16 protein-coding genes are annotated in these 26,033 nt (G+C 43.8%); 6 read left to right on the plus strand and 10 right to left on the minus strand.

Annotation, left to right across the window (positions count from 1 at the left end):
* From PHEP_RS13460 to PHEP_RS13485, 6 genes are all read right to left on the minus strand, one after another.
* On the minus strand, positions 1-2,340 hold the full coding sequence (locus tag PHEP_RS13460) for a family 20 glycosylhydrolase (protein WP_015808530.1): 2,340 nt from the start codon (positions 2,338-2,340) through the stop codon (positions 1-3).
* Positions 2,341-2,404: 64 nt separating this feature from the next.
* Positions 2,405-3,505: a DUF6528 family protein gene (locus tag PHEP_RS21675; protein ID WP_015808531.1), complete on the minus strand. Its 1,101-nt coding sequence runs from the start codon at positions 3,503-3,505 to the stop codon at positions 2,405-2,407.
* A gap of 12 nt (positions 3,506-3,517) precedes the next feature.
* Complete coding sequence (locus PHEP_RS13470) at positions 3,518-4,573, minus strand: DUF6528 family protein (protein ID WP_015808532.1); 1,056 nt, start codon at positions 4,571-4,573, stop codon at positions 3,518-3,520.
* A gap of 102 nt (positions 4,574-4,675) precedes the next feature.
* The gene (locus PHEP_RS13475) at positions 4,676-6,328 is read right to left on the minus strand and encodes a RagB/SusD family nutrient uptake outer membrane protein (RefSeq protein WP_015808533.1); all 1,653 of its coding nucleotides are present in this window, start codon (positions 6,326-6,328) and stop codon (positions 4,676-4,678) included.
* Positions 6,329-6,346: 18 nt separating this feature from the next.
* Positions 6,347-9,700 carry a TonB-dependent receptor gene (locus PHEP_RS13480; RefSeq protein ID WP_036674088.1) on the minus strand — a complete coding sequence of 1,118 codons (3,354 nt, stop codon included), beginning with the start codon at positions 9,698-9,700 and terminating at the stop codon, positions 6,347-6,349.
* A 273-nt stretch (positions 9,701-9,973) separates the two neighbouring features.
* Positions 9,974-11,116: a FecR family protein gene (locus tag PHEP_RS13485; protein ID WP_015808535.1), complete on the minus strand. Its 1,143-nt coding sequence runs from the start codon at positions 11,114-11,116 to the stop codon at positions 9,974-9,976.
* A gap of 154 nt (positions 11,117-11,270) precedes the next feature.
* Here PHEP_RS13485 and PHEP_RS13490 point away from each other — a divergent pair, with 154 nt between their 5' ends.
* A complete protein-coding gene (locus tag PHEP_RS13490) occupies positions 11,271-11,864 on the plus strand; it encodes an RNA polymerase sigma factor (protein WP_015808536.1) in 594 nt (197 codons plus the stop codon).
* 24 nt (positions 11,865-11,888) lie between these two features.
* Here PHEP_RS13490 and PHEP_RS13495 read toward each other — a convergent pair whose 3' ends face one another.
* The 3 genes from PHEP_RS13495 to PHEP_RS13505 form a co-directional block, all read right to left on the minus strand.
* Entirely contained in the window at positions 11,889-12,467 is a 579-nt protein-coding gene (locus PHEP_RS13495; RefSeq protein ID WP_015808537.1) for an RNA polymerase sigma-70 factor, read from the minus strand.
* A 251-nt stretch (positions 12,468-12,718) separates the two neighbouring features.
* Positions 12,719-16,786 carry a hybrid sensor histidine kinase/response regulator transcription factor gene (locus PHEP_RS13500; protein ID WP_015808538.1) on the minus strand — a complete coding sequence of 1,356 codons (4,068 nt, stop codon included), beginning with the start codon at positions 16,784-16,786 and terminating at the stop codon, positions 12,719-12,721.
* A gap of 140 nt (positions 16,787-16,926) precedes the next feature.
* A complete protein-coding gene (locus tag PHEP_RS13505) occupies positions 16,927-18,099 on the minus strand; it encodes a galactose-1-epimerase (protein ID WP_015808539.1) in 1,173 nt (390 codons plus the stop codon).
* Positions 18,100-18,217: 118 nt separating this feature from the next.
* Between PHEP_RS13505 and PHEP_RS13510 the strand changes: the two genes are divergently transcribed.
* The 5 genes from PHEP_RS13510 (at position 18,218) to PHEP_RS13530 (ending at position 24,664) form a co-directional block, all read left to right on the plus strand.
* Positions 18,218-18,928: an NUDIX hydrolase gene (locus PHEP_RS13510; RefSeq protein WP_015808540.1), complete on the plus strand. Its 711-nt coding sequence runs from the start codon at positions 18,218-18,220 to the stop codon at positions 18,926-18,928.
* An 88-nt stretch (positions 18,929-19,016) separates the two neighbouring features.
* The gene (locus tag PHEP_RS13515; protein ID WP_015808541.1) at positions 19,017-20,690 is read left to right on the plus strand and encodes a ribulokinase; all 1,674 of its coding nucleotides are present in this window, start codon (positions 19,017-19,019) and stop codon (positions 20,688-20,690) included.
* 12 nt (positions 20,691-20,702) lie between these two features.
* Positions 20,703-21,401: an L-ribulose-5-phosphate 4-epimerase gene (locus PHEP_RS13520; RefSeq protein ID WP_015808542.1), complete on the plus strand. Its 699-nt coding sequence runs from the start codon at positions 20,703-20,705 to the stop codon at positions 21,399-21,401.
* A 21-nt stretch (positions 21,402-21,422) separates the two neighbouring features.
* Positions 21,423-22,913 carry an L-arabinose isomerase gene (gene araA / locus PHEP_RS13525; RefSeq protein WP_015808543.1) on the plus strand — a complete coding sequence of 497 codons (1,491 nt, stop codon included), beginning with the start codon at positions 21,423-21,425 and terminating at the stop codon, positions 22,911-22,913.
* Between the two features lie 65 nt (positions 22,914-22,978).
* Positions 22,979-24,664, plus strand: a complete 1,686-nt coding sequence (locus PHEP_RS13530; protein ID WP_015808544.1) for a sodium:solute symporter family transporter — start codon at positions 22,979-22,981, stop codon at positions 24,662-24,664.
* A gap of 84 nt (positions 24,665-24,748) precedes the next feature.
* Here PHEP_RS13530 and PHEP_RS13535 read toward each other — a convergent pair whose 3' ends face one another.
* Complete coding sequence (locus PHEP_RS13535; protein ID WP_015808545.1) at positions 24,749-25,816, minus strand: sensor histidine kinase; 1,068 nt, start codon at positions 25,814-25,816, stop codon at positions 24,749-24,751.
* Between the last annotated feature and the right edge of the window lie 217 nt (positions 25,817-26,033).

Consider the following 26,033-nt stretch of genomic DNA (forward strand, 5'->3'; position numbering starts at 1 on the left):
TTAATGGGCTAACATACTTTCAGAAATGGCTATCTCGCCGGCGGAATGACTCCTAAAAAACAAGGCTAATTTGGGGTTTTCGGCCCTAAACAGGTAATTAACTTGTATTTGATGTTGGCCTTTCTGAAGAAACAGAGGTAAAGGCTTGTCGGATTTAGGATTTTCTGAATCAAAGGCAAGTTTTCCGCCTATATAGATCTGAACGGACTTATTTGCCGAAGAAAAATGATACACATCATCCTTAGGCATTGATATGAAACCTTCAAAAGCAATCAGGCCTTTGGATTTACCGGCATATTTCTCGGGCAACGTTATAGTTTTAGTTATACCAGAATCAACATCCTTTACCACAAGGGGCTGTGTTAAAGAGGTAAGGCTGTCTTTATAAACTTTGTATTTCAAACCTCTCCTTAAGTTTGCAGACGACAATGACGGTAATAGTTTCGGATTGTACATGACTGTCCGGGTAACTACACTTCTTCTGCCCGAAGGGGTAATTACGATTGTTTTTAATACCCTGCTTGCACTTTCTGGCATTACAAAATCCATGGGCTGTTTATACTCATGGTCAAAATCACCCGGCATCTTATTGTTCAATGTATAATAGATCTTGCTTCCCGGAACAGGCGGAATAAGGTTAAAATTAAATGAGGTACCGACAAGCACCGTATCCGTATAGCTGAAGGCATTGGGCACCCGGTAATTTGCCCCTGATTGCTCAAAACGCTCCAAATGTACCGGCAAAACGTTTTTAGAAAAATGCTCATAGTTTTTGCGCTGAACTTCAGACCAGCCGGTTTCGGCCAGCCCAAGCATTCTGGGCAATATCATATATTGAAGCTTTGATACTGTGCCGATGTGTTCTGTCCAGATGCAGCCTTCCACGCCGAGGATATACTGCGCTTCTGTTTTGCTCAGACCGGGGGGTACCGGATCGTAATTGTACGACTTCCACAACGGTGAGTAGCCCCCATGGTTGATGGGCTCCATATCAGAAGCACTCTGGGCATAATCGAAATACAAACCCTGATTGCCAGGGGCCATTACCAGTGGGATCTGCTGCCTGGCCTGCTCCCCTGCACTTTTTGCCCCAAACCTGTTCATCACGGCCACCCCTTTGGTAGCCCCCCCTTCCAGGATTTCATCCCAGCCAATCAGCTGTTTATTTTTGGCACGTACAATATCGTTCACCCTGCCAATGAAATAGCTTTGCAGGGCATGCATATCTTTGATGTTCATTCTTTTCATAAATGCCTGTACCCCGGCATCTTTCTCCCAAAAGCCCTTGTAACATTCGTCTCCTCCGATATGGAGATATTTATAGGGAAACAGCTGCGCCACTTCGCCAATTACCTGGTCCAGAAACTGGTATACCTTCTCGTCTGTAGGGTTTAGTGCATTGTCTACATACATTTCAAATCCACCACCAGGAAACCATCTGGCAAAACTGCTGCCCGGGTTTACTTTTGTTTCTGGATTTTTGGTGACCGACAATTCCGGATAAGCTGCAATAGCAGCCATGCAATGCCCAGGGACATCAATTTCAGGTATCACTTCTATTTGCCGTTCAGAAGCGTAGCGTACGACCTCTTTAATTTCCTCCTGGGTGTAATACCCCCCATCAGTAGCTTTTTCGCCAGGTTTTGGTGGGTCGATCATTTGATTGAAATCGCCCAGACGGGGTACCCGCCAGGCCCCTACTTCGGTAAGTTTGGGATAGCTCCTGATCTCAATCCGCCAACCCTGATCATCTGTGAGGTGCCAGTGAAACCGGTTTAATTTATATTGCGCCATCAGATCGAGCAGGTCTTTTACCTGCCGCACTGTAAAAAAATGGCGGGACACATCCAACATCAGGCCCCGGTAACCAAAACGTGGCCGGTCTTTAATTTTTATACAGGGCAATGAAGCTGTTCCCGAACGTTGATTCGGGAACAGCTGGATCAGGCTTTGGATACCATAAAACAATCCTGCCCCTTTCCCTTTCAGCGTGATCTTTGCGGGCGAAACTACCAACTCGTATTCCTCTGCTTCAAATCCCTCAGTTCCTTCCCCTGTAATCTCGAGCAGTGAAGAACCTACAGCTTTACTACTGCTTTGTACGGGGTTACGGTACCTCCATTGTTCCAACAAGTAATTCTGCAGAAATCGCACAGCAGGGTCTTCAGGATGTGCTGTCCGGATCACCGTTAAAGCGCTGAAAGTAAAGTTTCCTTTCCCAGGCAGCATGTTTAAAGGTGTTGGTACAATGGCAACTGAAGACTGGGAATACACACAATGTGCAATTCCTGTCAGAACAAGAAATAAAAGGACAATGGTTTTATTAAGGGAAGGCATCATTAATTTATTGATTTTGAGTTACAGGGTATTATAAATAGCGTGGGCAGGTAGTTTGGAGCAGGTTTTATTGATACAAGGTATTGTATACAAACCCTCTGTAAAATGATGCACCGGTTTTATGTCCGGAGGCAACATAGGTACCTGTAGGGGTATAATAGTCGACATAGCTGGTGGTCCAGCTTGCCCCTGGACTAGGCGATGCCGGTATAGGCACTTTATCGCCATCGGGACGGGTCCTGATGACTACACCAGCAGGATTGTTGCTTATAGCTTTTACATGACTCATATTCAAATTACCAGGAGCTGGCGTAAATGTTCCGGCAAGCTTGTCAAACACGTATACATTGGTATTACTTGCTACATACAGTTTGTCGGTATCGCCGTACATTGCTCCAAGGGCATGTGCCCAGCTTGTTGGGATGGTATAAGTTGTTAAAAGCGTTAACACCGGTGTTGCCCCAGTGGTATTGACAGCATATTTCTGCAACATATTGGCTCCAACGGCCCACAAACAATCATATTGAGGGTCCCACAACACCTGGTGCGCATCGTTTAAAGTGGCGGTAGCACTGGTAGCAGCACCGGTTGATGATTTATATACTCTGATAAAATCTCCGGTGGAAACAGCAACGGCCACACAACCATCCGGTAACAATTCAATACCATGTAAATTAGTGGTTGAGGAGCTGCCTACAAATGCTGCCCACTTTTTTACACCACTTGGGTAAGCGCTGATGGCTACCAATCCGCCTCCAGCAGCAGCTGCAATATAATTCCCGCCCCAGGCTGAAACGTAGCGTATCTTAAAATCATTTGGGTTATACCATTGACTGACCTCAGTTGAAGTAAACCCCAAAGCTGTGGTTGGCTTCCATGACCAATGTAATGCCGAAGGGTCATCCCAGTTGGTGATCCAGCGGTCGTAAAGCTCCACTTGTTGTGAGGCCTGGTTTACTGCACCAATCCAACAACCAGAAGTGCAGGTAGATGTTACTGCAGCGGTTTCTGTTGTAGTACCTTTTTTGTTAGGTATTTCTGTCTGCTGCTCATTGGAAACTTCATTATTTTGGGTGTCCTTGCTGCAGGAGCCAGTAAACAGAGCGATAAAGAACATTAAAACTATCGCTACTGACCTCAGGAAGGTTTCGAAATGTTGATTCTTCATACCGTTTTAATTTTATTGATATGCACGTGTAAACACTTTGCCTTTATAGAATACTGCATTTGTAACGGTTCTTGAACCTGCTGCGACACCAGTTGTGGGATTAAAAAAGTCGACCGTGGTGGAGTAAGTATTTTCGCCCTTGGTTTCGACGATTACCCCGCCCTCGGTTTGATTGCTTATTCCCTTCACGTAGATACGATTGCTGGCTCCGGGAGCGGGAGCAAATTGTTTTGTCACCTTGTTAAAAATATGCACGCCTTGGTTATCAGATGCCCAGAGTTTATCCACATCACCGTAATATGGGGAAAGATCATGTGCCCAGGACCCTGGCAATTTGCTTCTGTAGGTAGAGTCTTCTGTCAGAGTTGGTGCTGTCCGGGTACCACCTACGATCAATGCAGTTACCACATGCTCTGAACCAATTTTTCCATTAACCCAGAGACGGTTGTAAACCGGGTCCCAAAGTACGGAGTGTGCAAACACAATATCAAACTGGGCATAATTAGACCCAGAACTTACACTGGTATTGTACACCCTTACCCAATTTTCATCTGCTGCTGCCAAGGCCATATTCCCGTTGGGCAATACTTCTCCAGAATGTATACCTGGGCTGGTTCCGGTCCAGTATTTACCCCATAACTTTGTGCCACGTACAGTGGTTCCTTCCCATGTTACCAGGCCGGCCCAGCTGTTATCTGTAACTGCCACTACCGAAGTAGCGCCAGAAAAGGCTGCGTTATAACGTACTTTGGCGTCCGTTGGCCCATTAAAATAGGTAGAGCCAGTAGCCGAAAAACCCAAAGCTGTAGTTGGAGCGAACGACCACTCCTTTGCCCCCGCTACATTCCAGTCTGGCCAGGAATACTTATACACTTCGAGTTTACCGGTGTTAAGGTTACCAACTGAGATGTAAGGAGATACCGTTTCAACTCCGGATGCAGTAGAAGTTTGCCTTTTGGGAGCCTCGCGTTGCGTTTCCTCTGTTGATTCGTAGCGGCTGCAGGAAGTACCCAGGCCCATCAGCAAGATCAACGACCAGCCGATAATAATTTTTTGATTCTTTTTCATGTTTTTTGGTTTTAATAGGTTATACTTTTCTACTTCGGCCTGCCCTTATGGGATATCCGAAAAGTTCTTTAGGCTATTGTTGAAAAAACTATATAAAATTCTTTACTGCCAGCGTGGATTCTGAGTAAGGCTCAGGTTCAAACCAAGGTCGCGCGTTGGCAGGGGCCATAGATAATCCCGCTCCGGATTAAATTTACGTTTGGCTGCTTCCTGTACAATAATGTATCCCTGGGCATCCAGCTTGGGTGTTGCCTTCTCAAACTCGTTTGCAAAAAAACGGGCGCCGAGGATCAATTTAGGAAGTTCGATCTCTGCGGTTTTCCAACGGATCAGGTCCCAATACCGGTGCTGGCCTTCCACTGCAAGCTCAATTCTCCGTTCGCGCCGGATCTCGTTCCGCATGTCGAGGCCATTAGCAGTTACAAAGGCATTGGTGAGTGCAGGCATTTTTGCACGGCTGCGGATCAGGTTGATACTCTTGTTCAGATCATCGTCTGAAATACTTCCGTTCAATTCAAACTTAGCTTCTGCATAGATCAGCAATATTTCTGCGTAGCGGATGGTCATATTGTCTACGAATGACCGTTTGGCAATAAAATCGACAGTGTTGAAATATTTACGGACCTTATAGCCGGTAGGTGCAAAAGTAAGCGTAGGAAGGTAAAAGCTGGTCACATAATAATGTGTTTTATTGAATACCGTCATGCCCATGCGCGGATCGCGGTTCTCGAACTGGGTAAGTGTAGTGGTCTCGGTTTTCTGCAGGGGCGATTTACCTTGTGGTAACCCGTCTGTATATAGATAAGCATCCATAAGGGCTTTGGTAGGCGTAGTGTTACTGCCTGCGCCCAATTCGGCCGGAAAATTGTGAAAAGCAATGGGATTGGCAAGATTTTCTCCGTACAGGCGCACCAGTATGGCTTCTTTGTTTACCGGGGCCTCGTTTGCGGGCTGGAACAGGTAATAAAAACTACTGTCGGGCTTGGCTGCATAGCGAAAGATGCTGTACAGACCAGACTTCATTACAGTTTCAGAAGCAGTAACTGCGATCCCAAGATCCTTTGCCGGATCACCTTTTCCATGAAACTTTTTTAACGTACCCTCATGCAAGGCAACCCGGGCTTTAAGCGACAGAGCAGCCCCCGAGGTGATGCGACCGTATTCGGCAGCAGGCAAAGCAGAAGAAGCAGGCAGATTAGCCGCGGCAAAGTCCAGATCAGTATAAATAACATCTACCACAGCCTGACGTGGGGTCCGATGTGCCTGGTTCAGCGTGTCGGATACATCAAAGGTACGAAGAATGAGCGGTACATCCCCAAAGCGCTTAACCAGGTTAGCATAAGCAAAAGCCCTGAAAAAACTTGCCTCTGCCCGGTAACGGTCTATAAGTTTCTGGTCGCCCTTTACCCGCACAGATTTTTCCAGCAGGTTATTGCAGTTATAGATCAGCTTATAATTATCCGACCAGTCGGTCGAAGTAGCAGGTACTGTACGCGACCCATCACTTATGGCATTCGCTCCGCCATTGGCAAAGCCGTCGTCAGACCAGTTGGCGTTGATGTTATCCTGAATGACCGGAAGATAGGAATAAAAATAATTTGCAGCCAGCTTAAGGTCTTCGGTATTGTTCCAGAAATCGGCATCCGACAACTGGGATTCCGGCGTTTTATCCAGTTCCTTTTCGCAGGAGGCCAGGCTAAATATTCCTGCCAAAGCCAGAAAGCAGGAAAGTATATTCTTATGTAATGATTTCATTTTTTTCCAGATTATGAGTTAAAAATTAACATTCAGACCAAAACTGTAGGTACGGTAAAAAGGATAGATATAATCTGCCGAGTAAGGACTTTCCGGATCGTAATACGGATACCACATTTTGGTACTTTCCCATAGATCCTGTCCCGTAAAATAAACCCTTACCTTTTCGAGCTTTAGCTTGTGCGTCCATGACGAAGGCAGTGTATATCCGACCTGGAGATTTTTAAGGCGGATGTACGCACTGTTGGCCAGCCAATGTGTGGAATTGGACAGGTTCTGCGTATCGTTTGCATACAGCCTTGGGAAACGGGCATCGGTATTTTCGGGTGTCCAGTAATCCTGATGGATCTTCCAGGGTTGACGGTAACTGGCCGTGAAAGGAACAATGACATGAGAGTTCAGCAATACATCACGTTTTCCTACCCCCTGAAAGAAGAAGGAGAAATCCAGTCCTTTCCATTCAAATCCACCGTTAAGTCCGAATACCAGGCGAGGCTGTGTACTTCCAAGGTATTCGAGATCGCCATGATCACTTACACGGCCCAGCCCGGCCGAGATGACATTGTCGCCGTTGATGTCGATATAGCGAATGTCTCCGGGACCTGTTCTGGAGTTCTGGAAGGCCGATGCAGCGACTTCCTGTGCAGTATTGAAATAGCCATTTGCCCTGTATCCATAAATCGAATTATAAGGCATGCCCTCTATAATGGTATTGATTCCGCTCGCTATAGTGCTTTGGCCGTTATACTCCAGTATCTTGTTCTGGTCGTCGGCCAGGTTACCGTTGACCCAGTAACGCAGGTTTGAACCAATGCTTTCCTGCCAGCCCAGGCTCAATTCCCAACCCCAGGTTTTCAGTTTGGCAATGTTATAGGTTGAGGGGGTTACCCCTATGGTTGACGAAACCTGTAAAGGCGCCAGCATGTTTTTGTTCAGTTTGGTATAATAATCGCCCGAGAAGGTCAGACGGTTTTTAAACATACCTATGTTAAGACCGACATTGCTGCTTTCTACGGTCTCCCAGGTTTTTACAGGCGAGGCTAGGTTATTCTGGTACAGGGAGTTGTTGATCTGGTTGTTAAAAGGGTAAACAGGGCCTTTATCAATCAATCCGATATAATCATAATTACCAATTACCCCATTTGAGTTACCCAGCTGCCCCCATGATCCACGGACCTTGAACTCCTCAAAAAATGGCAGTGCATTTTTGAACCAGTTTTCATTGTTCAAACGCCAGGCGGCCGATACTGAGGGAAATAGCTGCCATCTGTTTTCAGGTGCCAGTTTTGAACTTCCGTCATATCGCATATTAAATTCAAAAAGAAAGCGCTCGTCAAAATTGTAATTAAAGCGTCCAAAATAGGACATCAGTGCCCAGGTCTGGATATCCTGGGTATTTGTAGCCTGCGCAGGATCGCCCAATCCGAGGGTAAACAGATCATTCGACACCAGGGCGCGGGCATTGGCTGTGGTACGGCGATAATTGTAATCCTCAAATGCCGTACCACCCAATACATGGAAAGTATGACGGTCACCAAGCTTAAGGTCATAATCAGCCAGTAACTGGGCGTTATTGGTTGACTGCATCTGGTAGGCATCAGTATAGGCATTGGGATTATTCATGTAATTATTGATTCCCAACCTGTTATACAATGGAATGGTGCGACTGATGGCTGTATTGTTGTTGGTAAGCAGACTGGGTGCATAAATGGCACGGAGTGTGAGCCCCTTTACCAGGCTATCGGCTTTAAGCGTAAAAACAGGTTCAAAAAAATGATTGGTGGCAATATTGTTTCCTCCCTCTCTAAGCAATGCACCAACATTGTCACCACTGATGGTAGCATATTTGGTATTATCGCTCTCTGGCAGATAGGTTGGGTACAGTGTACGTAACCGATATATATCATACAACAGGGAGTTATTGCCATCCGTACCACGGTTAGGCGTAAGTACCCGGGTTTTAACATAAGAGAGGCGGATATCCGCACTCAGTTTGTTGCTGAACCGGGTAGTATAATTAAAACGTGCGTTAAAACGATTGGTTTTATCGGTAGAACTGTGCTTAAAAATTCCTTCCTGGTTAAAATAGGCCAGGGAAAGTAAATAGCGGTTTTTATCCGTTCCGCCAGAAAGAGACAGGTTATGCTGCTGGGACGGGGAAATATCCTTCAACTCCTCTTTGATGGGATCGATGTCATAATAAAAATCCCATACTGAAGGGTTGCTTGGATTGATCTTATAATTGATATCTGGATCTCGCATCCATTGCAGCTGCTCATCTGTCCAGAGCAAGGTAAGCCCTGCATTGGACTGTGACAGGTTGGCCATTTCAGCTTCTTCCCAGGAATGCAGCCTTTCTGGTAGCCGGGTAGGGCGCTGCAAACCGATAATGCTCCCGTACTGGATCTTCGTTTTACCGCTGACACCGGCCTTTGTTGTAATCAGGATAACCCCTGCTGCGGCACGGGCACCATAAATTGCGGCAGCTGCCGCGTCTTTAAGAACTGATATAGATTCAATATCATCCGGATTGATGTTGGCCAAAGTTCCCGGTGCCCCATCAATAATGTACAGCGGACTGTTACCATTTACCGATGAAAGGCCACGGATTTGTATCCCATATCCTTCCTTTCCAGGTTGCCCGCTACCCCTGGTAACAGTTAAACCCGGCGCAGTACCCTGCAGGGCAGCAATCGCATTGGTAACCGGCCGGTTTGTCAGCATTTTGCTGTCGATCACAGAGATGGCACCTGTAAGGTTTTGTCTTTTCTGAGTTCCATATCCGACTACAACTGTTTCACTCAGGTTCTGGATATTTTCTTTCAATACGATATCCAGTCGCGTATTTCCCCCAACGCTAACTTCCCGTGTTTGCATACCTATATAAGAAAAGATCAGGATATCGTTCACATCATTTACTCTTAACTTAAATCTGCCCTCATTGTCTGTAACAGTACGTACAGTGCTCCCTTTAGCGGTGACCACTACGCCGGGAATAGGGCTTCCTTTCTCATCCTTCACAGTTCCGCTGATATCAACAGCATTAAAAAGATTGGCAACATTGTCTATTAAAGAGGGTTCGTTTGTCTTTATGACAACCGTTTTTCCATCAATCTGATAGTTGAGTTTCAATCCGTTTAAAATATGTTTCAATGCTTCAGCAACTGTTACATTAGTAATGGAAACATCTACTTTCTGAGTTTTTGAAATGGCTTTACCGTCATAATAAAAGTCAAATCCACTTTGTCTCCTTATTTCTTTCAATGCAGATTCAAGCGGTATGTTCCGCTGGTTTAACGTAACGCGCTGACCAAAAGTAGCTGCACTGACCTGTATTAAGGATGCTATTAATATTACGGTGGTTAGTCGCATAATTAGCAGTATTTTATGGCATAAGGGTCTAGGTATACCAAGTTTCCTAGTATAATTTTTATACATTTGTTGAGTTTGGTTAAAGCAGAAATGCCTGTGCTTTCGAAGGTTATGGCTTCTGCGGTTAAACGGTTAATATTTTTTGATTGTTCCAAACATGACCAGGGATGTTACAAGCATTCCTGGTTTGTTTTTCATAGCCTTAGCTTTCCTGTCGTAGTTGTTTTTTCATCTTTTTCAGATTTAATAATGAATGGTTCTGTTAATTCTGTTCTATAGAGCTGATGATTTATCCTTGACTGAAACGTATATCTTTTTACCTTCCACTTTAAAATGCACCTGTCCGCTTGATTCAATAAGCTTAAGTACTACCGACAGTTTATTATTTCTTGACACCCAACCTCCGGATTCGATATCTTCAGGAAACAAGGGGGCATAAATAACTTCAACATCATACCACCTTGCAATTTTCCGCATAACCGTTTTAAAGTTCACACGGTTCATAGAGAAATCACCGGCTTTCCAGTCGATAACGCTCTCTATATCTGCTTTGCTTACCTGAATGGAGTTTCCATTATTGACGGCCTGCTCACCCGGTTTTATAATTTGATTTTTATTTTCAGCAGAAACTTTAACTGAACCTTCCAGCAAAGTAGTGGCAATCGTTGGTTCATCTGCATAGGCATTGACATTAAAATGTGTACCTAAAACTTCTACCTCCTGCCCCCTGCTTTCTACCACAAAAGGATGTGCTTTATCTTTTGAAATTTCAAAATAACCTTCGCCCTCAAGTTTTACTCTGCGTACCCCATGCTGATTCAAGGTAGCAGAGTAAGTTAAACTTGAAGCGGCGTTTAAATAAACCAAAGATCCATCGGGCAAACGCACCTTATAAGTTTCTCCTTTGGTTGTAGACAAAGTATTCATCTTATCGGGTTCAGCTAACGATCCTTTAATTTCATAAACCAACTGCCCATCTCCGGATTTAGTAATGGTTACACCGGCTTCCCTCGCCAGTTTTCCGTTCCCCACGTTTGATAACCTGATCCTCCTGCCATTTGCCAAAGTCAGCGTAGCGCTTATTTTGCCAGGAGCTATATCGTTTTTACCGGTGATATCAGCATTATGGTTAAATACCGGGTGAGTGGTGTAAAACCAAATCCCAAATACGATAGCCACAGCCGCAGCAGCAACAGCTACAATACGTGGCCATAGTTTTATTTTGCGTTCAGAAACTGTAATTTCACTTTCAAACACAGCTTCTTCAGCCTGCCAGTTTTCCAGCATGTGGACCATCAGCATATCATCGAGTTCACCTGTACGTACCAACTCATCGATAACTTCCAGTTCGGCTTCAGTAGCGGTATTGTTTACGTACCGGTTTAACAGTTGTTTATGAAATATACTTTGATTCATGATTTAAATTGTCCCTATACTGTACCAGACAACCGGTAGCCTACCAAAGGGCACCCCCTGCATAAAAAATATTTTTATCTTGTATTAATGAATAATCCCTATTATTGCTGCATCTATTGCGTAAATTAAATTAGCCCGCCCTCCCACAACAAGCATGACGATAAAAACAGCATTGGAAAATGAAATAGAACTGCTGCAGCAAGCCGCTGCCGGCGATGCCAATGCCTTTGCCCGATTGTATAACCATTACCGTTCGCTGGTGTACCGTTTCATTTACAAATACCTGAAATCGACGCAACTAACGGATGATCTTACCCAGGAAATATTTATCAAAGTGTGGGAAAATAAAGCAGCTTTAACAGACCGGCAGGCTTTTAAATCGTACTTGTTTACCATATCAAGGAACCATACTTTCAATTTTTTAAAGCGGGCGGCTATAGATACAAATGCTAAAAGTATAATCCTCAACAACTACACACGGCCCGATTCACTGGAAGAGGATTTGCAGACCAAAGATTACATGGAATATCTGCAAAGCATTCTTGCTACCCTTACACCCCAAAGCCGGGAAGTATTTCGCCTGTGCAGGCAGGAATACAAAAGTTATGAGGAAGCGGCCGAAATACTGGGCATATCGCGCAGCGCAGTTAAAAAACACATGATCAAAAGCATGAAAACTCTTGGAGATGCAGTTAAACGCGATTTGGGGATACCACTGGGCATTTTCCTGGCTTATATGGTTCGCTAGGGCAGCCAAAAGAATAACTTTATTTTAAAACAAATAATGAATAAAAAACAGATAGGTAATCAGGCTTAGTTTGGGTTTAAGGATTCTGAGTGCCTTTTTAACATGGGTACGAACCGTGTGTTCGGAAATCTGGAGTTTAACTGCTATTTGTTTATAAGAAAGGTAATCTCTCCTGCTCAGTTCAAAAATCTCTTTCATTTTGGTGGGTAAAGAAGAGATTTCCTGCTCAACAATCCTTTTCATCTCTTTTTCCCTTAGCCTGTAATCGGCCAGGTAGTTGTCCCGGTCAATAAAGTCGCGCAGCGAACTGATGTATTTGTCTTCAACCTGTCTGTGGGCTATCCGGTTGATGATTTTGTTTCTGATGGCCGCATATAAATAAGCCGATAAGCTATGTTCAAAAGCTATGGTTTCACGACGGATCCATAAGGTTTCAAAAAGCTCCTGAACAATATCTTTGGCCTCTTCCTCATCGGCAATTGTTTTGCAGGCATGAACAAAAAGAAGCCCGAAAAACCGGTCGAAAATAACAGTAAATGCCCCATGATCTCCACTTTTCAGGAGACCAGCCAATTCTTCATCGGTAAACTGTTGATAAGGCATAGTTAATAGTTCAGTTAAATTTAATCATTTAATTGATATTTTCCCAAGCAATTTACCAGATACCTCCATGCCGTGCTCGTCTGTTACCAAAAGGTACCATATTGTAGTTCCGGGTAGTAAACGGCGCAAGGAAATCAATGGCCCTTACGGCAATTAGAATTATATGATATCTGGTTAGCATCCTAATCAAAGATACTACATATAGCCAGGGCATTCCCAAAATTATTGGCTTTTTATTCAGCGATTTTGGCCTAATAGTCTTCCTGGCTGTAATCACTTGGTGTTCTTCCGAACTGTTTAACAAATTCCTTGCTGAAATACTTGCTGTCGCTAAAACCAACCATATAGGCCACTTCATAAACGGTATAAGTATTTTGTTTTAACAGTTGTGCTGCTCTTTTTAAACGTACGGATTTGATGAAATTATTAACAGTCAGACCGGTAAGTGCCTTGATTTTTTTATATAAAATAGGTGTGCTCATCCCTACTTCGGTGGCCAGGATATTGACATTAAAATCATCCATACTGAAATTGTCTTCGATGATGCGCATGATCTTGTTCAAAAATTCTTCATCGGTTGATTCGATAAGTACATTGGAAGGCTGTAAAGTGATCTGCTGACTGAATTTCCTTCTCATATTGGCCTGAAGGGCGAGCAGGTTATTGATGTTGAGCTGCAGAATGTCTATGCTGAAGGGTTTGGTAATGTAAGCTTCGGCACCGGTTTTACGGCCACTTACTTCGTGGATATTTCCGGAACGGGCGGTTAACAGGATGATGGGGATATGGCTGGTACGCGCATCTGTTTTGAGTACACGGCAAAGCTCGAGCCCATCCATGACGGGCATCATGACATCACTGACAATGATATCCGGAATTTTCTCAAAAGCCAGCTGCGTACCTTTCTCTCCATCTTCGGCTTCAAGAATGTGGTAGAAGGAGCGCAACGAAGCCCTGATAAAATCGCGGATTTCGCGGTTATCTTCTACAATGAGTACGGTAATGCGGTCGGAATTGGCCTGCTCTTCTGCCTGCTCCTCATCAGCTGCCGGGAATTCCTGGGGCAATCGGTAAAGGTCGGGGCTCTCTACATTTACAAAAGCGGGGATCAGCTCATCTTTTTTAAAGTGGCTGTATCCGGTTTTTAATTTAAGACAAAAGCAGGTCTGGCTGTTGCCTTCCACAGTTAAATTTGGCATCAGCAGTAAATCGCCATGGTGCAGCCTGGCTATCTTTTTTGATAACGCAAGGCCGATTCCTGTGCCACTGTTACGTGACAGGGGATCTTTGACCTGGTAAAAATTGGTAAATATCTTGTCCCTGCTTTCTTCAGGTATTCCCTTGCCATTGTCGAGCACACTGATTTCGACATACCCGTTTCCGGCCCTTTTTACCGATAGGCTGATGGCACCATGATCGGAAGTAAACTTAAATGCGTTCGACAACAGGTTAAAGAATACTTTTTCCAGTTGTTCATGATCGAAGTAAACTTCTATAACATCTTCATCACAATTGAACTGGTAATCAATATGGTGTTTTATGGCCAGGTACTGAAAGGACAAATAAATTTCCTTGGCAAATTCGACGATATTTTCGGGCGATACATTGAGGGTCATTTTACCGGCTTCTTCCTTCCTGAAGTCCATCAGTTCATTTACCAGACGGGTTAGCCTGCCGGCATTCTTTTTAACGGTCAGCAGTCGCCTGTTCAGACCAGGCGATTCTTTGGTATCGTTGATCAACCGTTCCAAAGGCCCTACAATAAGCGTTAAAGGTGTACGGATCTCGTGTGAAACATTGGTAAAGAAATCCATTTTCATCTGGTAAATTTCGTGCTCTTTGCGCAGCAGGGCCCTGATCCATAAAAAGCGGAACACCAGGAACAGGATGGCAGAGAAGCAGAGGGCATAGATCAGATAGGCCCACCATGTTTTCCAGAATGGCGGCAGGATGTGAATGATCAGCTGCTCAGGCTGTTTGGTCCACACCCCATCGTTATTGGCGCCTTTAATGAGCAGTTTATACGTTCCTGCAGGCAGGTTGGTAAAGGTTGCTGACGGGGCGGTAACATAGTTCCACTCCTTATCCAGCCCTTCCAGTTTGTAGGCATACTTATTCTTTTCTGATTTGATGTAATTAAGTACAGCAAATTCTACACTAAAAATATTCTGGGCATACGAAAAGGAGATTTCCTTCGTCATGCTGATGTTACGGTTCAGCAGCTTACTTTCATCGCCTATGGCTACTATTTTATTAAAGAGCCTTAGCCGGGTAAAAATAACTTTGGGCACTTTTCTGTTTTCTTTGATCTGATTGGGGAAAAAGCTGACCAGACCATTGTAGCCTCCAAAATAGAACTCTCCTTTACTGTCTTTAAAGAAAGAATTGTAGTTAAACACATTGCCCGGAAGGCCATCCTGTATGGTAAATGTTTTAAAGGTCTTTTTATCAAATTTGGCCAGACCATCGGCGGTACTGATCCATAAATCACCCTCTTCATCTTCCAGTATCCCAAGGATCACATTGCTGGGCAGACCGTTTTTTGTGGTAAAAAAAGTAGTCTTGTTTTGAAAAGGGTTATAGCGGATCAGTCCGGCATCATAGCTTCCCAGCCAGATAAACCCTTTACTGTCTTCCTGGATCAGGTTGATGTCGTCAAATTTTGAGCTGTTGTCGTTAATGGTAAATGCCCTTACCTTATCAGTGCTCGGATCAAAAATATAGGTCCCAGAATTGGTGGCAATCCAGACGTTCTTTTTTGAATCTTCAAAAAAATAACGGATAAACTTCAGGTCGTGGTGATTGGCCAGGCTGTTAAAGGGCTTAAAACTACTTTCCTTTTCGTTGTAAATAAAAATACCCTGAGCCCTGGTACCCACCCATAAACGGTTTCTGCTATCGTGCAGCAAACAAACAATACGGTTAGAGTTTAAAGCCTTGGGGTTATTGTTGCTGGTATAATGCTTAAAGGTTTTTGATTCGGGCAGGTATTGGTCCAGCCCCCCTTCATAAGTCCCGATCCATACTTTACCATGCTGATCAATTGAAATGGCCTTAACCAGGTTAGAGCTTAAGGAATTGGGATTTTCTACATCGTGTTTAAAACTGGTAAATGTACCGGTGCTCCTGTCGTAATAGTTCAGCCCTTCGGCTTCAGTACCAATCCATAGGTTGTGGTACTTATCTTCTACAATGGAGCTGACCACGTTACTGCTGATGCCATTTTTACCCTGTGTGGATTTATAGGATCTGAAAGGTGTTGAATTGGCATGGTAAAAATTGACCCCACCATAATAGGTACCTGCCCAGATAGAACCCGTGGCATCCATCAAGATATCGTAAATTGAATTCTGGTTCAGGCTATTGGGATCGTCAGGATTGTGGTTAAGGACAGTAAACTCGTAGGTATCCAGGTCGAGAATATTGATGCCGTTTAAAGTTGAGATCCATAAGCGCCCATCCTGAGCTGTTTTAATTTTGCGGATCACATTGCTGCTAATGCCGTTGGGTTGTCCTTTTCTGGACATAAAATGTTTAAATGTCCCAGTGGTACGGTTAAAAAGTTCGAGACCATTGTTATGGGTACCTATCCAAAGGTTGTGCCGGGGATCTTCATAAATAATGTTGATATCGTTCTCTATTAAACTTTCGGGATCGCCATTTTTATGAAAATAGGATTTAAAATGATACTTTCCATTCTGGATGTACATGCTGGTAAGGCCTTGTAAGGTACCTATCCAGAAAACACCCTGATGGTCCTGACATATCGTTTTGATCAGGTGATGGGCTATTCCACCTTTAGCAGGCATAAAGCGCTGGAACTTATCCTGGCCAATCAGCTTATTTAAGCCGCTGTCGGTACCTATCCAGATATTTCCTTTATTGTCTTCGCATATGGTTCTGATGGTATTGTTGCTGATGCTGTGCTTATTTTTTGCATCATATAAATAGCGTTTAAAGGAGTTCGTTGCAGGTATGTACCTGTTCAGTCCCTTTTGTGTACCCACCCAAAGGTTGCCCTTTTTGTCTGTAAGCAGGAAATTGATGTTCTGTCCGCTACTTAAAGAGGTATTGTTTCCTTTTTCACGTTTATAGATCTCAAAATTTCGGGTATTGTATTTATTTAATCCGTCTTTGGTACCAAACCACATGAAGCCCATGCTATCCTGTGCAATGGACAATACACTGCTTTGAGAAAGCCCATTTTCCACCGTAAGGTGGTTGAAGTTCATTTTATTTTCCTGCGCACCTGCCACTTCATATCCCAGCAGCAGGACAATCAGTAGTAATACTTTATTTAAAACAAATGACGAAGGCATGCAGGCGTGTGTTTGGTTAAGCGTAAAAATAGCTTTTTACTTTCATATTCGCTATTTTACATTTACAAAAAGAGCCTGTATCGTGATGATACAGGCTCTTTTATACGGTCGTTTTAAACATAGGACAACCGCCTAAACTATTATTGAACAGTAAACTTATAAATGGTTACTGTTTTATATTCCTGTCCGGGTTTTAACACTGTTGAAGGGAATGCGGCCTGGTTAGGAGAATCAGGGAAATGCTGGGTTTCCAGGCAAAAGGCTGAACGGTGCGGGTAACTTACCTGACCTTTACCATCGTGTTCTTCGCCTGTTAAAAAGTTACCGCTGTAAAACTGCAACCCTGGTTCTTCAGTAAGTATATCCATAGTGATGCCTGTTTTGGTACTGCTAACGGTAGCCACTTTTTGCAGCCCCGCTGCTTTTTTCAATACAAAATTATGGTCGTAGCCCTTTCCATATTTCAGTTGCTCGTTGCTGTCGTTAATTCTGGCCCCGATAGCAGTTGATTTGTTAAAGTCGAATGGGGTACCGGACACTTTCTCAATTTTTCCGGTAGGGATCAGTGTTGAATCAACAGGTGTAAAGCCATCAGCACTAATGGTCAGCAAATGATCTGTAATAGTTGGGTCTCCTGCCCCATTCAGATTAAAATAGGCATGGTTGGTTAAGTTTACTACTGTATTTTTATCTGTTGTAGCATGATAACTTATCTTAAGTTCATTGTCATCGGTCAATTCATAAGTTACCTTAACCGTTAAGTTACCCGGGTAACCTGCTTCTCCATCCTTAGATAAATAGGCCAGTTCCAGTGTTTGTCCGTTTACTTTTTTTGCCTCCCATACTTTACCGAAGAAACCGTCAAAACCACCATGAAGTGTATTTACACCATCATTCAGCTGCAACTGATAAACCCTGCCGTCTAAAGTAAACTTTCCTTTTCCGATGCGGTTTCCATAACGGCCAATCAGTGCACCAAAAAATGGTTCCCCCTTTTTCTGGTAAGATTTAAGGCTGTCATAACCCAAAACCACATCTGTAAAACCACCTTTATTATTGGGTACCCATAAAGAAACCACCCTGCCACCATAATTGGTTATACTGGCCTCGGCCCCGTTTTTATTTTTTAAAGTATATAAAGTTACCTCTTGCCCGTTAAGGTTAGCTTTAAATGCGGCTGAATCCGGATGGTGGACGGCCGAAACCACAGTACTATCGGTTGATACCGACTTGGTTGTCGACGGACTGTTACAGCTGCTTAAGGCCCCTACGGCTAACAGACTAAAAAAAATTGACTTGAATGTCTTGTTCATTTTGGTGTGTTTTATATTTGATCTTTTGACTAATGTAGAAAAAGAATATTAAATGTCAAAACCACCCTTGATATTATTGAATATGATATCTTTACCGCAGTAGAATAATTATAATGAGATGAAAAGATACACTGATCAAAGCCGGTTTTTAATTGCTGTTGACTGTATTGTATTTGGCTTTGACGGGGAACATTTAAAAATCCTGCTGATTAAAAGAGGATTTGAGCCCGAAAAGGATAAATGGAGTTTAATGGGTGGCTTTGTGACTCCGGAAGAGAGTCTGGATGATGCAGCCAACAGGGTACTGACCCAGCTTACAGGACTGAACGGTGTTTACCTGGAACAAATTCAGGCTTACGGAAACCCTTTAAGGGACCCGATAGAAAGGACGCTTTCTGTAACTTATTTTGCACTGATAGACATCCATAAATATGAAGCACAGCTGAACGATCAGTACCATGCAGAATGGTTTCTGTTAAAAGATGCACCACCATTGATTTTTGACCACAATGAAATGGTAGAAACGGCCAAAAAGAAAATAAGGTATAAAGCTGCCCTGCACCCTATCCTTTTTGAGTTGCTGCCCAAAAAATTTACCATTCCACAATTGCAGAACCTGTATGAAGACGTGTACAATACCCAGATTGACAACAGGAACTTCATCAGGAAGCTGACAGCCACCAAACTGCTCATTAAACTTGCCGAGAAAGATAAATCCGGTTCCAAAAAAGGGGCTTTCTATTTTAAACTGGACAAGAAAAAATATCAGGCCAACTTCCAGGCCTTCTTAAACTTCATTCCAAAACCCGATAAACTAATAGCTGTATAGTAACCTTTTAGCTCAAAATAAAGGATTATTAAAATAAATTCTTTTAATAAAAAAAATAAATGTTAATTAGACGTTTATTTAACTAAATATGAGCAAAGATCAATACGTGATAGGGGTTGACTACGGATCGGATTCTGTACGGTCTGTCATCATCGATGCAAAAAACGGAGCAGAACTGGCTTCATCAGTATTTTACTACCCCCGCTGGCAAAAGGGTTTATATTGCAATCCTGCAAAAAATATGTTCAGGCAACATCCACTGGATTATATTGAAGGCCTGGAACAGAGCATAAAAGACTGCATCCAAAAAGCCGGGGGAACTAGCATTGCCGGGGCTATAAAAGCCATAGCTGTAGATACCACTGGTTCTTCTCCTGTTGCTGTAAATGCCGCAGGCCAGCCCCTTGCTTTATTACCTGAATTTGAAGAAAACCCCAATGCCATGTTTGTATTGTGGAAAGACCATACTTCGGTAAAAGAAGCCATGCAGCTCAACAAACATGCAGCTAAATACGAGACCAATTATTTAAAATATTGCGGGGGTATTTATTCCTCGGAATGGTTTTGGGCGAAGCTACTGCACATTTTACGTGCAGATGAGGCTGTAAAAGGGGCCTGTTATTCCTGGGTAGAGCATTGCGACTGGGTACCTTTTTTGCTTACAGGCGGAACCGAGGTATCGGCAATGAAACGAAGCCGCTGTGCGGCCGGGCATAAAGCCTTATGGGCAGAAGAATTTGGTGGCCTGCCCCCAAACGGGTTCTTTACTGAACTTGACCCTTTACTGAACGGTTTTACAGATCGTTTGTATAAAGAAACTTATACTTCGGATGAAAGTGCAGGTACGATAAGTGCGGAATGGGCTGCCCGCTTAGGGCTAAATGCTGATGTGGTTATTGGTGTAGGTGCTTTTGATGCCCATATGGGTGCAGTAGGCGGTGAAATAGAACCTTACCACCTGAGCAAGGTAATGGGCACTTCTACCTGCGATATTCTGGCGGTACCTGTGGCAGACATAGAAGGCAAATTGATTAAGGGAATTTGCGGGCAGGTAAATGGTTCGGTTATACCTGGTATGCTGGGCCTTGAAGCCGGACAATCGGCCTTTGGCGATACTTATGCCTGGTTTAAAGAACTCCTTTCCTGGCCGGTTAAAAACCTGTTGAGACAATCTTCCATCATAGATGCGGCCACTGCAGCAGCTTTGGAGCAGGAATTACTGGATAAGCTGATTCCGGAGCTGAGCAAACAGGCTGCCCTGCTGCCTAAAAACGATGACGATGAACTGGCGGTAGACTGGCTGAACGGAAGAAGGACACCAGATGCCAACCAGGAACTGAAAGGTGCCATTGCCAACCTCGACCTGGGCAGTGATGCCCCAAGGGTATTCAGGGCCCTGGTGGAAGCCACCTGTTTTGGTGCAAAAAATATTGTGGACCGCTTTATTGAAGAGGGTATCCCGGTAAAAGGAATTATCGGCATAGGCGGTGTAGCTAAAAAATCACCTTTTGTGATGCAGACCATGGCCAATGTACTGAACATGCCGATCCGCATACACCAGTTTGAACATACCTGCGCATTGGGTGCGGCCATGTTTGCCGCCGTTGTGGCCGGCCTGTACCCTACTGTTGAAACTGCAATGAAAGGCATGGGCAGTGGTTTTGATAAGGAATACATCCCTGAGCAGGAAAATGTGGCTTATTATGAAGCCCGCTTTTTAAACTATAAAGCGCTGGGCGGATTTATTGAAGAAAACAGTTAAAAATATACAACAATGAGTATTTATCAGGATATCAAAGAAAAAGCTTACCTGGCAAACATGCAACTGCCCAAACTGGGACTGGTGCTGTTCACTTTTGGTAATGCAAGTGCGGCCGACAGGGCCAAAGGTGTTTTTGCCATTAAGCCAAGCGGGGTTGCTTATGAGGAATTAAGTCCGGAAAAAATGGTGATCGTTGATTTTGAAGGCCATACGGTTGAAGGCAACTTACGGCCTTCATCAGATACCCTGACCCATGCCGTTCTTTACAAACACTGGGAAGAAATTGGGGGCATTGTACATACCCATTCTACATATGGAACAGCCTGGGCACAATCGCAGCGTGCCATCCCCATTTATGGAACCACACATGCCGATCACCTTACCGTAGATATTCCATGTGCCCCCCCTATGCAGGATGACAGGATTGAAGGAAACTATGAGTATGAGACCGGTTTCCAGATCATGAACCATTTTAAAGCAGCCGGCCTGAGCTATAAAGAAGTAGAAATGGTACTTGTAGGCAACCATGCGCCATTTACCTGGGGTAAAACGGCCGAGAAGGCAGTTTACAATAGCGCTGTGCTGGAAGAAGTAGGCAGAATGGCCCTGCTTACAGAGCAGATCAGAAAAGACGTACCCAAATTAAAAGAAGCACTGATCAAAAAGCACTATGACAGAAAACATGGTACTGATGCATATTACGGACAATAAATCAATTTAAAACATTCAATAATGATCAACTTAAAAAATCTGGAAGTATGGTTTATTACCGGAACCCAGGACCTATATGGAGAAGAGACCTTAAAACAGGTAGCCAAACATGCACAGCAGGTTGCTGCATCACTTGATGCCGCAGCAGCTATACATGTGAGCATAGTATATAAACCTATTGTAAAAACCCCTCAGGAGATTTTTGACACCCTGCAGCAAGCCAACCAGAGTAAAAACTGCATTGGCGTAATGACCTGGATGCATACCTTTTCTCCGGCCAAAATGTGGATCAGGGGATTAAATATCCTTCAGAAACCTCTGCTGCACCTGCATACACAGTTTAACCGTGATATTCCATGGGCTACTATAGATATGGACTTCATGAACCTGAACCAGAGTGCACACGGCGATCGTGAATTTGGCTTTATGGTAACCCGGATGCGCAAAGACCGCAAGGTAGTGGTGGGGCACTGGCAGGATGAAGAAGCGATTAAAGAAATTGACACCTGGACGCGTGCCGCTGCAGGCTGGCATGACTGGCAGGGCGCCAGGTTTGTGCGTTTTGGCGACAATATGCGTTATGTAGCCGTAACGGATGGTGATAAGGTAGAGGCCGAACTTAAATTTGGTTTTGAGGTGAACACTTACGGCATTGGCGACCTGGTAGCGGTAATTGACAGCATCCCGGAAGCAGCCATACAGGAATTAATTACAGAGTATGAAGCCACATATACCATGACGGCCGATCTGTTGCGTGGCGGGGAAAGGCATGATTCGGTATATCAGGCAGCAAAAATAGAACTTGGCCTGAAGAAATTCCTGGAAGACGGAAATTTTAAAGGCTTTAGTGATACATTTGAAGATTTGCATGGCATGGTACAGTTGCCAGGTATTGCCGCACAGCGCTTAATGGCAGCAGGCTATGGCTTTGCGGGAGAAGGTGACTGGAAAACTGCAGCACTGGTAAGGGCCTGTAAGGTAATGGGCGCCGGACTACCGGGCACCAGTGCTTTTATGGAAGATTATACTTATCATTTTGATCCGGCCAACGCTATGGTGCTGGGCTCGCACATGCTGGAAGTGGATGCTGCACTGGCCAATGGAAAGGCAAGGCTTGAGGTACATCCGCTAGGTATAGGTGGTAAAGCGGACCCGGCAAGACTTATTTTTAACGTGGCCGGGGGCCATGCACTCAATGCTAGTATTGTTGATATGGGTAACCGTTTCCGCCTGCTGGTAAATGAAGTTGAAGCACTGGAGCCTGAACATGAGTTGCCAAACCTTCCGGTTGCACAGGTTTTATGGAAACCCCTGCCAGATATGAAAACCGGCTGTGCAGCATGGATTTATGCAGGCGGCGCACACCATACCGCCTATAGCCAGAACCTGAGCCCTGCACATTTGCTGGATTTTGCTAATATTGCAGGTATTGAATATGTAAATATCGGGGCAGATACCAGGATAAACCAGTTCAGGAACGAGCTGCACTGGAACGAAACCTTTTATAAATAATCAACAATGCGCCGGATAAAATTTATTTTGCCGGCGCATTATATTTCACTAACCAAAGAAACACTATGAACAATAGTTTAGTAACTACAGACTATGTAGTTTTCATCATCTATTTTTTAGTCGTTGCCGGCTATGGATATTACATCTACCATCAGCGTAAAAAGAACGAGCATGATGCAAAAGCCTTTTTTCTGGCAGAGGGTACATTAACCTGGTGGGCCATTGGTGCCTCCCTTATTGCTTCCAACATTTCTGCCGAACAGTTTATTGGCATGAGTGGCGAAGGTTTCTTTCTGGGTATTGCCGTTGCCGCTTACGAATGGATTGCGGCCATTGCCCTGATCATTGTGGCCGTATGGTTTATACCGGTGTACCTTAAAAACAAGATCTACACCATGCCCCAGTTTCTGAAAACAAGATACAATGAATCTGTTGCATTGATTATGGCTATATTCTGGCTGTTCCTGTATGTGTTTGTGAACCTCACCTCTATACTTTACCTTGGTGCAGTAGCCATTAACGGACTAACCGGTGGTGATTACCTGCACGTAATTATGATTGGCCTGGCTGTTTTTGCCCTCATCATTTCATTGGGTGGCATGAAGGTAGTGGCCTATACGGATGTGATCCAGGTTGCTGTACTGATATTTGGAGGGCTGGTAACCACTTATATTGCCTTAACGGTTGTGGGTGAAAAATTTGGAGTAGGTGCCAATGCGATAGCCGGTTTTAATGTGCTGATGGAGCATGCCCCTGAACATTTTAAAATGATCATTCCTAAACCTACTGTCGAATCTACGCAGAATGAGATCAGCAAGTACCTTACCTTTCCCGGTCTGGCCTCTTACGTTGCCGGTATCTGGATCATTAACCTGAACTACTGGGGTTGTAACCAGTACATCACACAAAGGGCTTTGGGTGCCGATCTGCAAACGGCAAGAACCGGTATTTTATTTGCAGGTTTCTTAAAACTCCTGATGCCTTTAATTGTAATGCTGCCTGGAATTGCTGCTTATGTGTTGTACAAAGGCGGACATTTGCCACAGCTTATAGGTGGTAAGGACGGGGCTTACTCGGCAGTGCTTACCTTTTTGCCAACGGGTTTGAAAGGATTGTCGGTAGCTGCACTTACTGCTGCCATTGTAGCCTCGCTGGCTGGCAAGGTAAACAGTATTTCTACCATTTTTACTTTAGATATCTATTCCAGGTATTTTAAAAAGGGTACAGAAGAAAAAAAACTGGTTCTGGTAGGCAGGACAACGGTATTTGTAGGGATGAGCCTGGCCGTACTTTTTACCTGGAACGACCTTTTAGGTATTGGTGGCGAAGGGGGTTTTACCTTTATCCAAAAATATACAGGTTTTATTAGTCCGGGTGTGTTTGCCATGTTTATACTGGGTATGTTCTGGAAAAGGACTACTGGTGCCGCTGCTGTTGCAGGTGTACTGGCAGGCTTTTTACTTTCTGTTTTCTTTAACGAAATGGCCCCAAGGTTAATGGGTAATGAAACCTGGTTGTATACAGCTTATCCGAACGGTTCTGGTGCTTATGAGATTCCTTTCCACATCTGTATGGGGCTGTCCTTTGCCTTCACCATGCTGATCATGATCGGAATGAGTATGGCCGGGCCAAAAATAAACCCTAAAGCTTTTGAACTGGACAAAAGCATGTTTAAAGTTGCACCTTCTACTATGGCACTGATTGTAGTGACACTGCTGATCATTGGGGCACTGTATGTGAAATTCTGGTAATGAAAAAAATCCGTAAATAGCGCCACTATTTACGGATTTTTAATACCGGGCTGGCTGATTAAAAGTTATTTTGCAACTACAAAATTAAACAATCGTTTTAGCCGATTTTTTAGGGAATTCTATGAAAAAAGAAGTGCCTTTCCCCTCCTCGCTTTCGCACCAGATCCGACCATCATGCCACTGCACAATTATTTTTACTATGGATAGGCCCAGGCCAATAGTGGGCTCTCCTTCCAGGCCAGGGCGGCTGGCAGTGGTAAATTTATCAAATACGTTAGGCAACAAATGTTTAGGAATCCCAATGCCATCATCTTGAAAAATCAATCTGAACGTATCTCCATGGTCCTCCACTTTCACAATTATGCTTCCTCCTGCCTGGGTAAACTTAAGGGAATTGGAAACAAAGTTATTCATAATCTGCATAAATTTGGCCTCATCTAAATCTGCAAAAAGCTGCTTTTGATCAGAAAGAAGAGAGAAATTTCGTGCTGCTGTTTGCGATGACAAACGACATTCCTCAAGATATTCCCTCAGCTTTAACACCACATCAATATTTCTTCTAACCAGTGATGCCTCAAGTGTATCTAAAAACTCCCTGGAAACCAGGTCAGTAATCAGGCTTATTGATTGCTCAATAATTGTAGATATATACCTGGTACGCTCTAAAACATTAGCATCTGTAATTTCACGATCCAGAGATATAACCAGTGATCGCGCAATATTTAAAGGTCCTCTTAAATCATGGGCAAGCATATGCAATATCGAATTCTTCTTATTGGCATATTTGGCTATGGAAGTGACATTGTCCACCTCAGCAGTTATTTCATAAAAGCTACCAAAAATGATCTTCCCTTTTTTCTTTGTATCTGATAAAAACGGCGTAACTGAATACCATCGCTGAGCATCCTCCTTGCCCAATTTAAATTTAACCACACCAGAGAATTCATCTTTCAAAAGACGGAAGTAACTTTCCTTAATTTTAATTAAATCTTCTGGATAAATCTGCTGCAAAATCCCCTCTGTTGAAAAATCATCAAAAGATAGATTAAACGATCGTAGTATTTGATCTGATACAAAAGTAAATCTCCCGGCCTCCAGTTGGTACGCAAAATGTATGTTATTCAGGGTAATTTCATCCTCAAAATTTGTCATAAGATTCTTCTTTAACTGTTTATAAATGTCTAGTTGAAAGCTGCAGGAACACGGCCCCATTTAAATGCTAACACCGGCAACGAAGAAATGTTTAAGAGAGCAGGGAATAGTAAAAAATTCTTGTGTAACATCACAGAAGGGGCCAAAAACATTTCTATGAGGGCTTTGTTTTTGGACAAAAAAAATATATCCATGACTGGTGTACATTTTAACGAAG

It is taken from the genome of Pedobacter heparinus DSM 2366, assembly GCF_000023825.1.
Lineage (GTDB): Bacteria > Bacteroidota > Bacteroidia > Sphingobacteriales > Sphingobacteriaceae > Pedobacter > Pedobacter heparinus.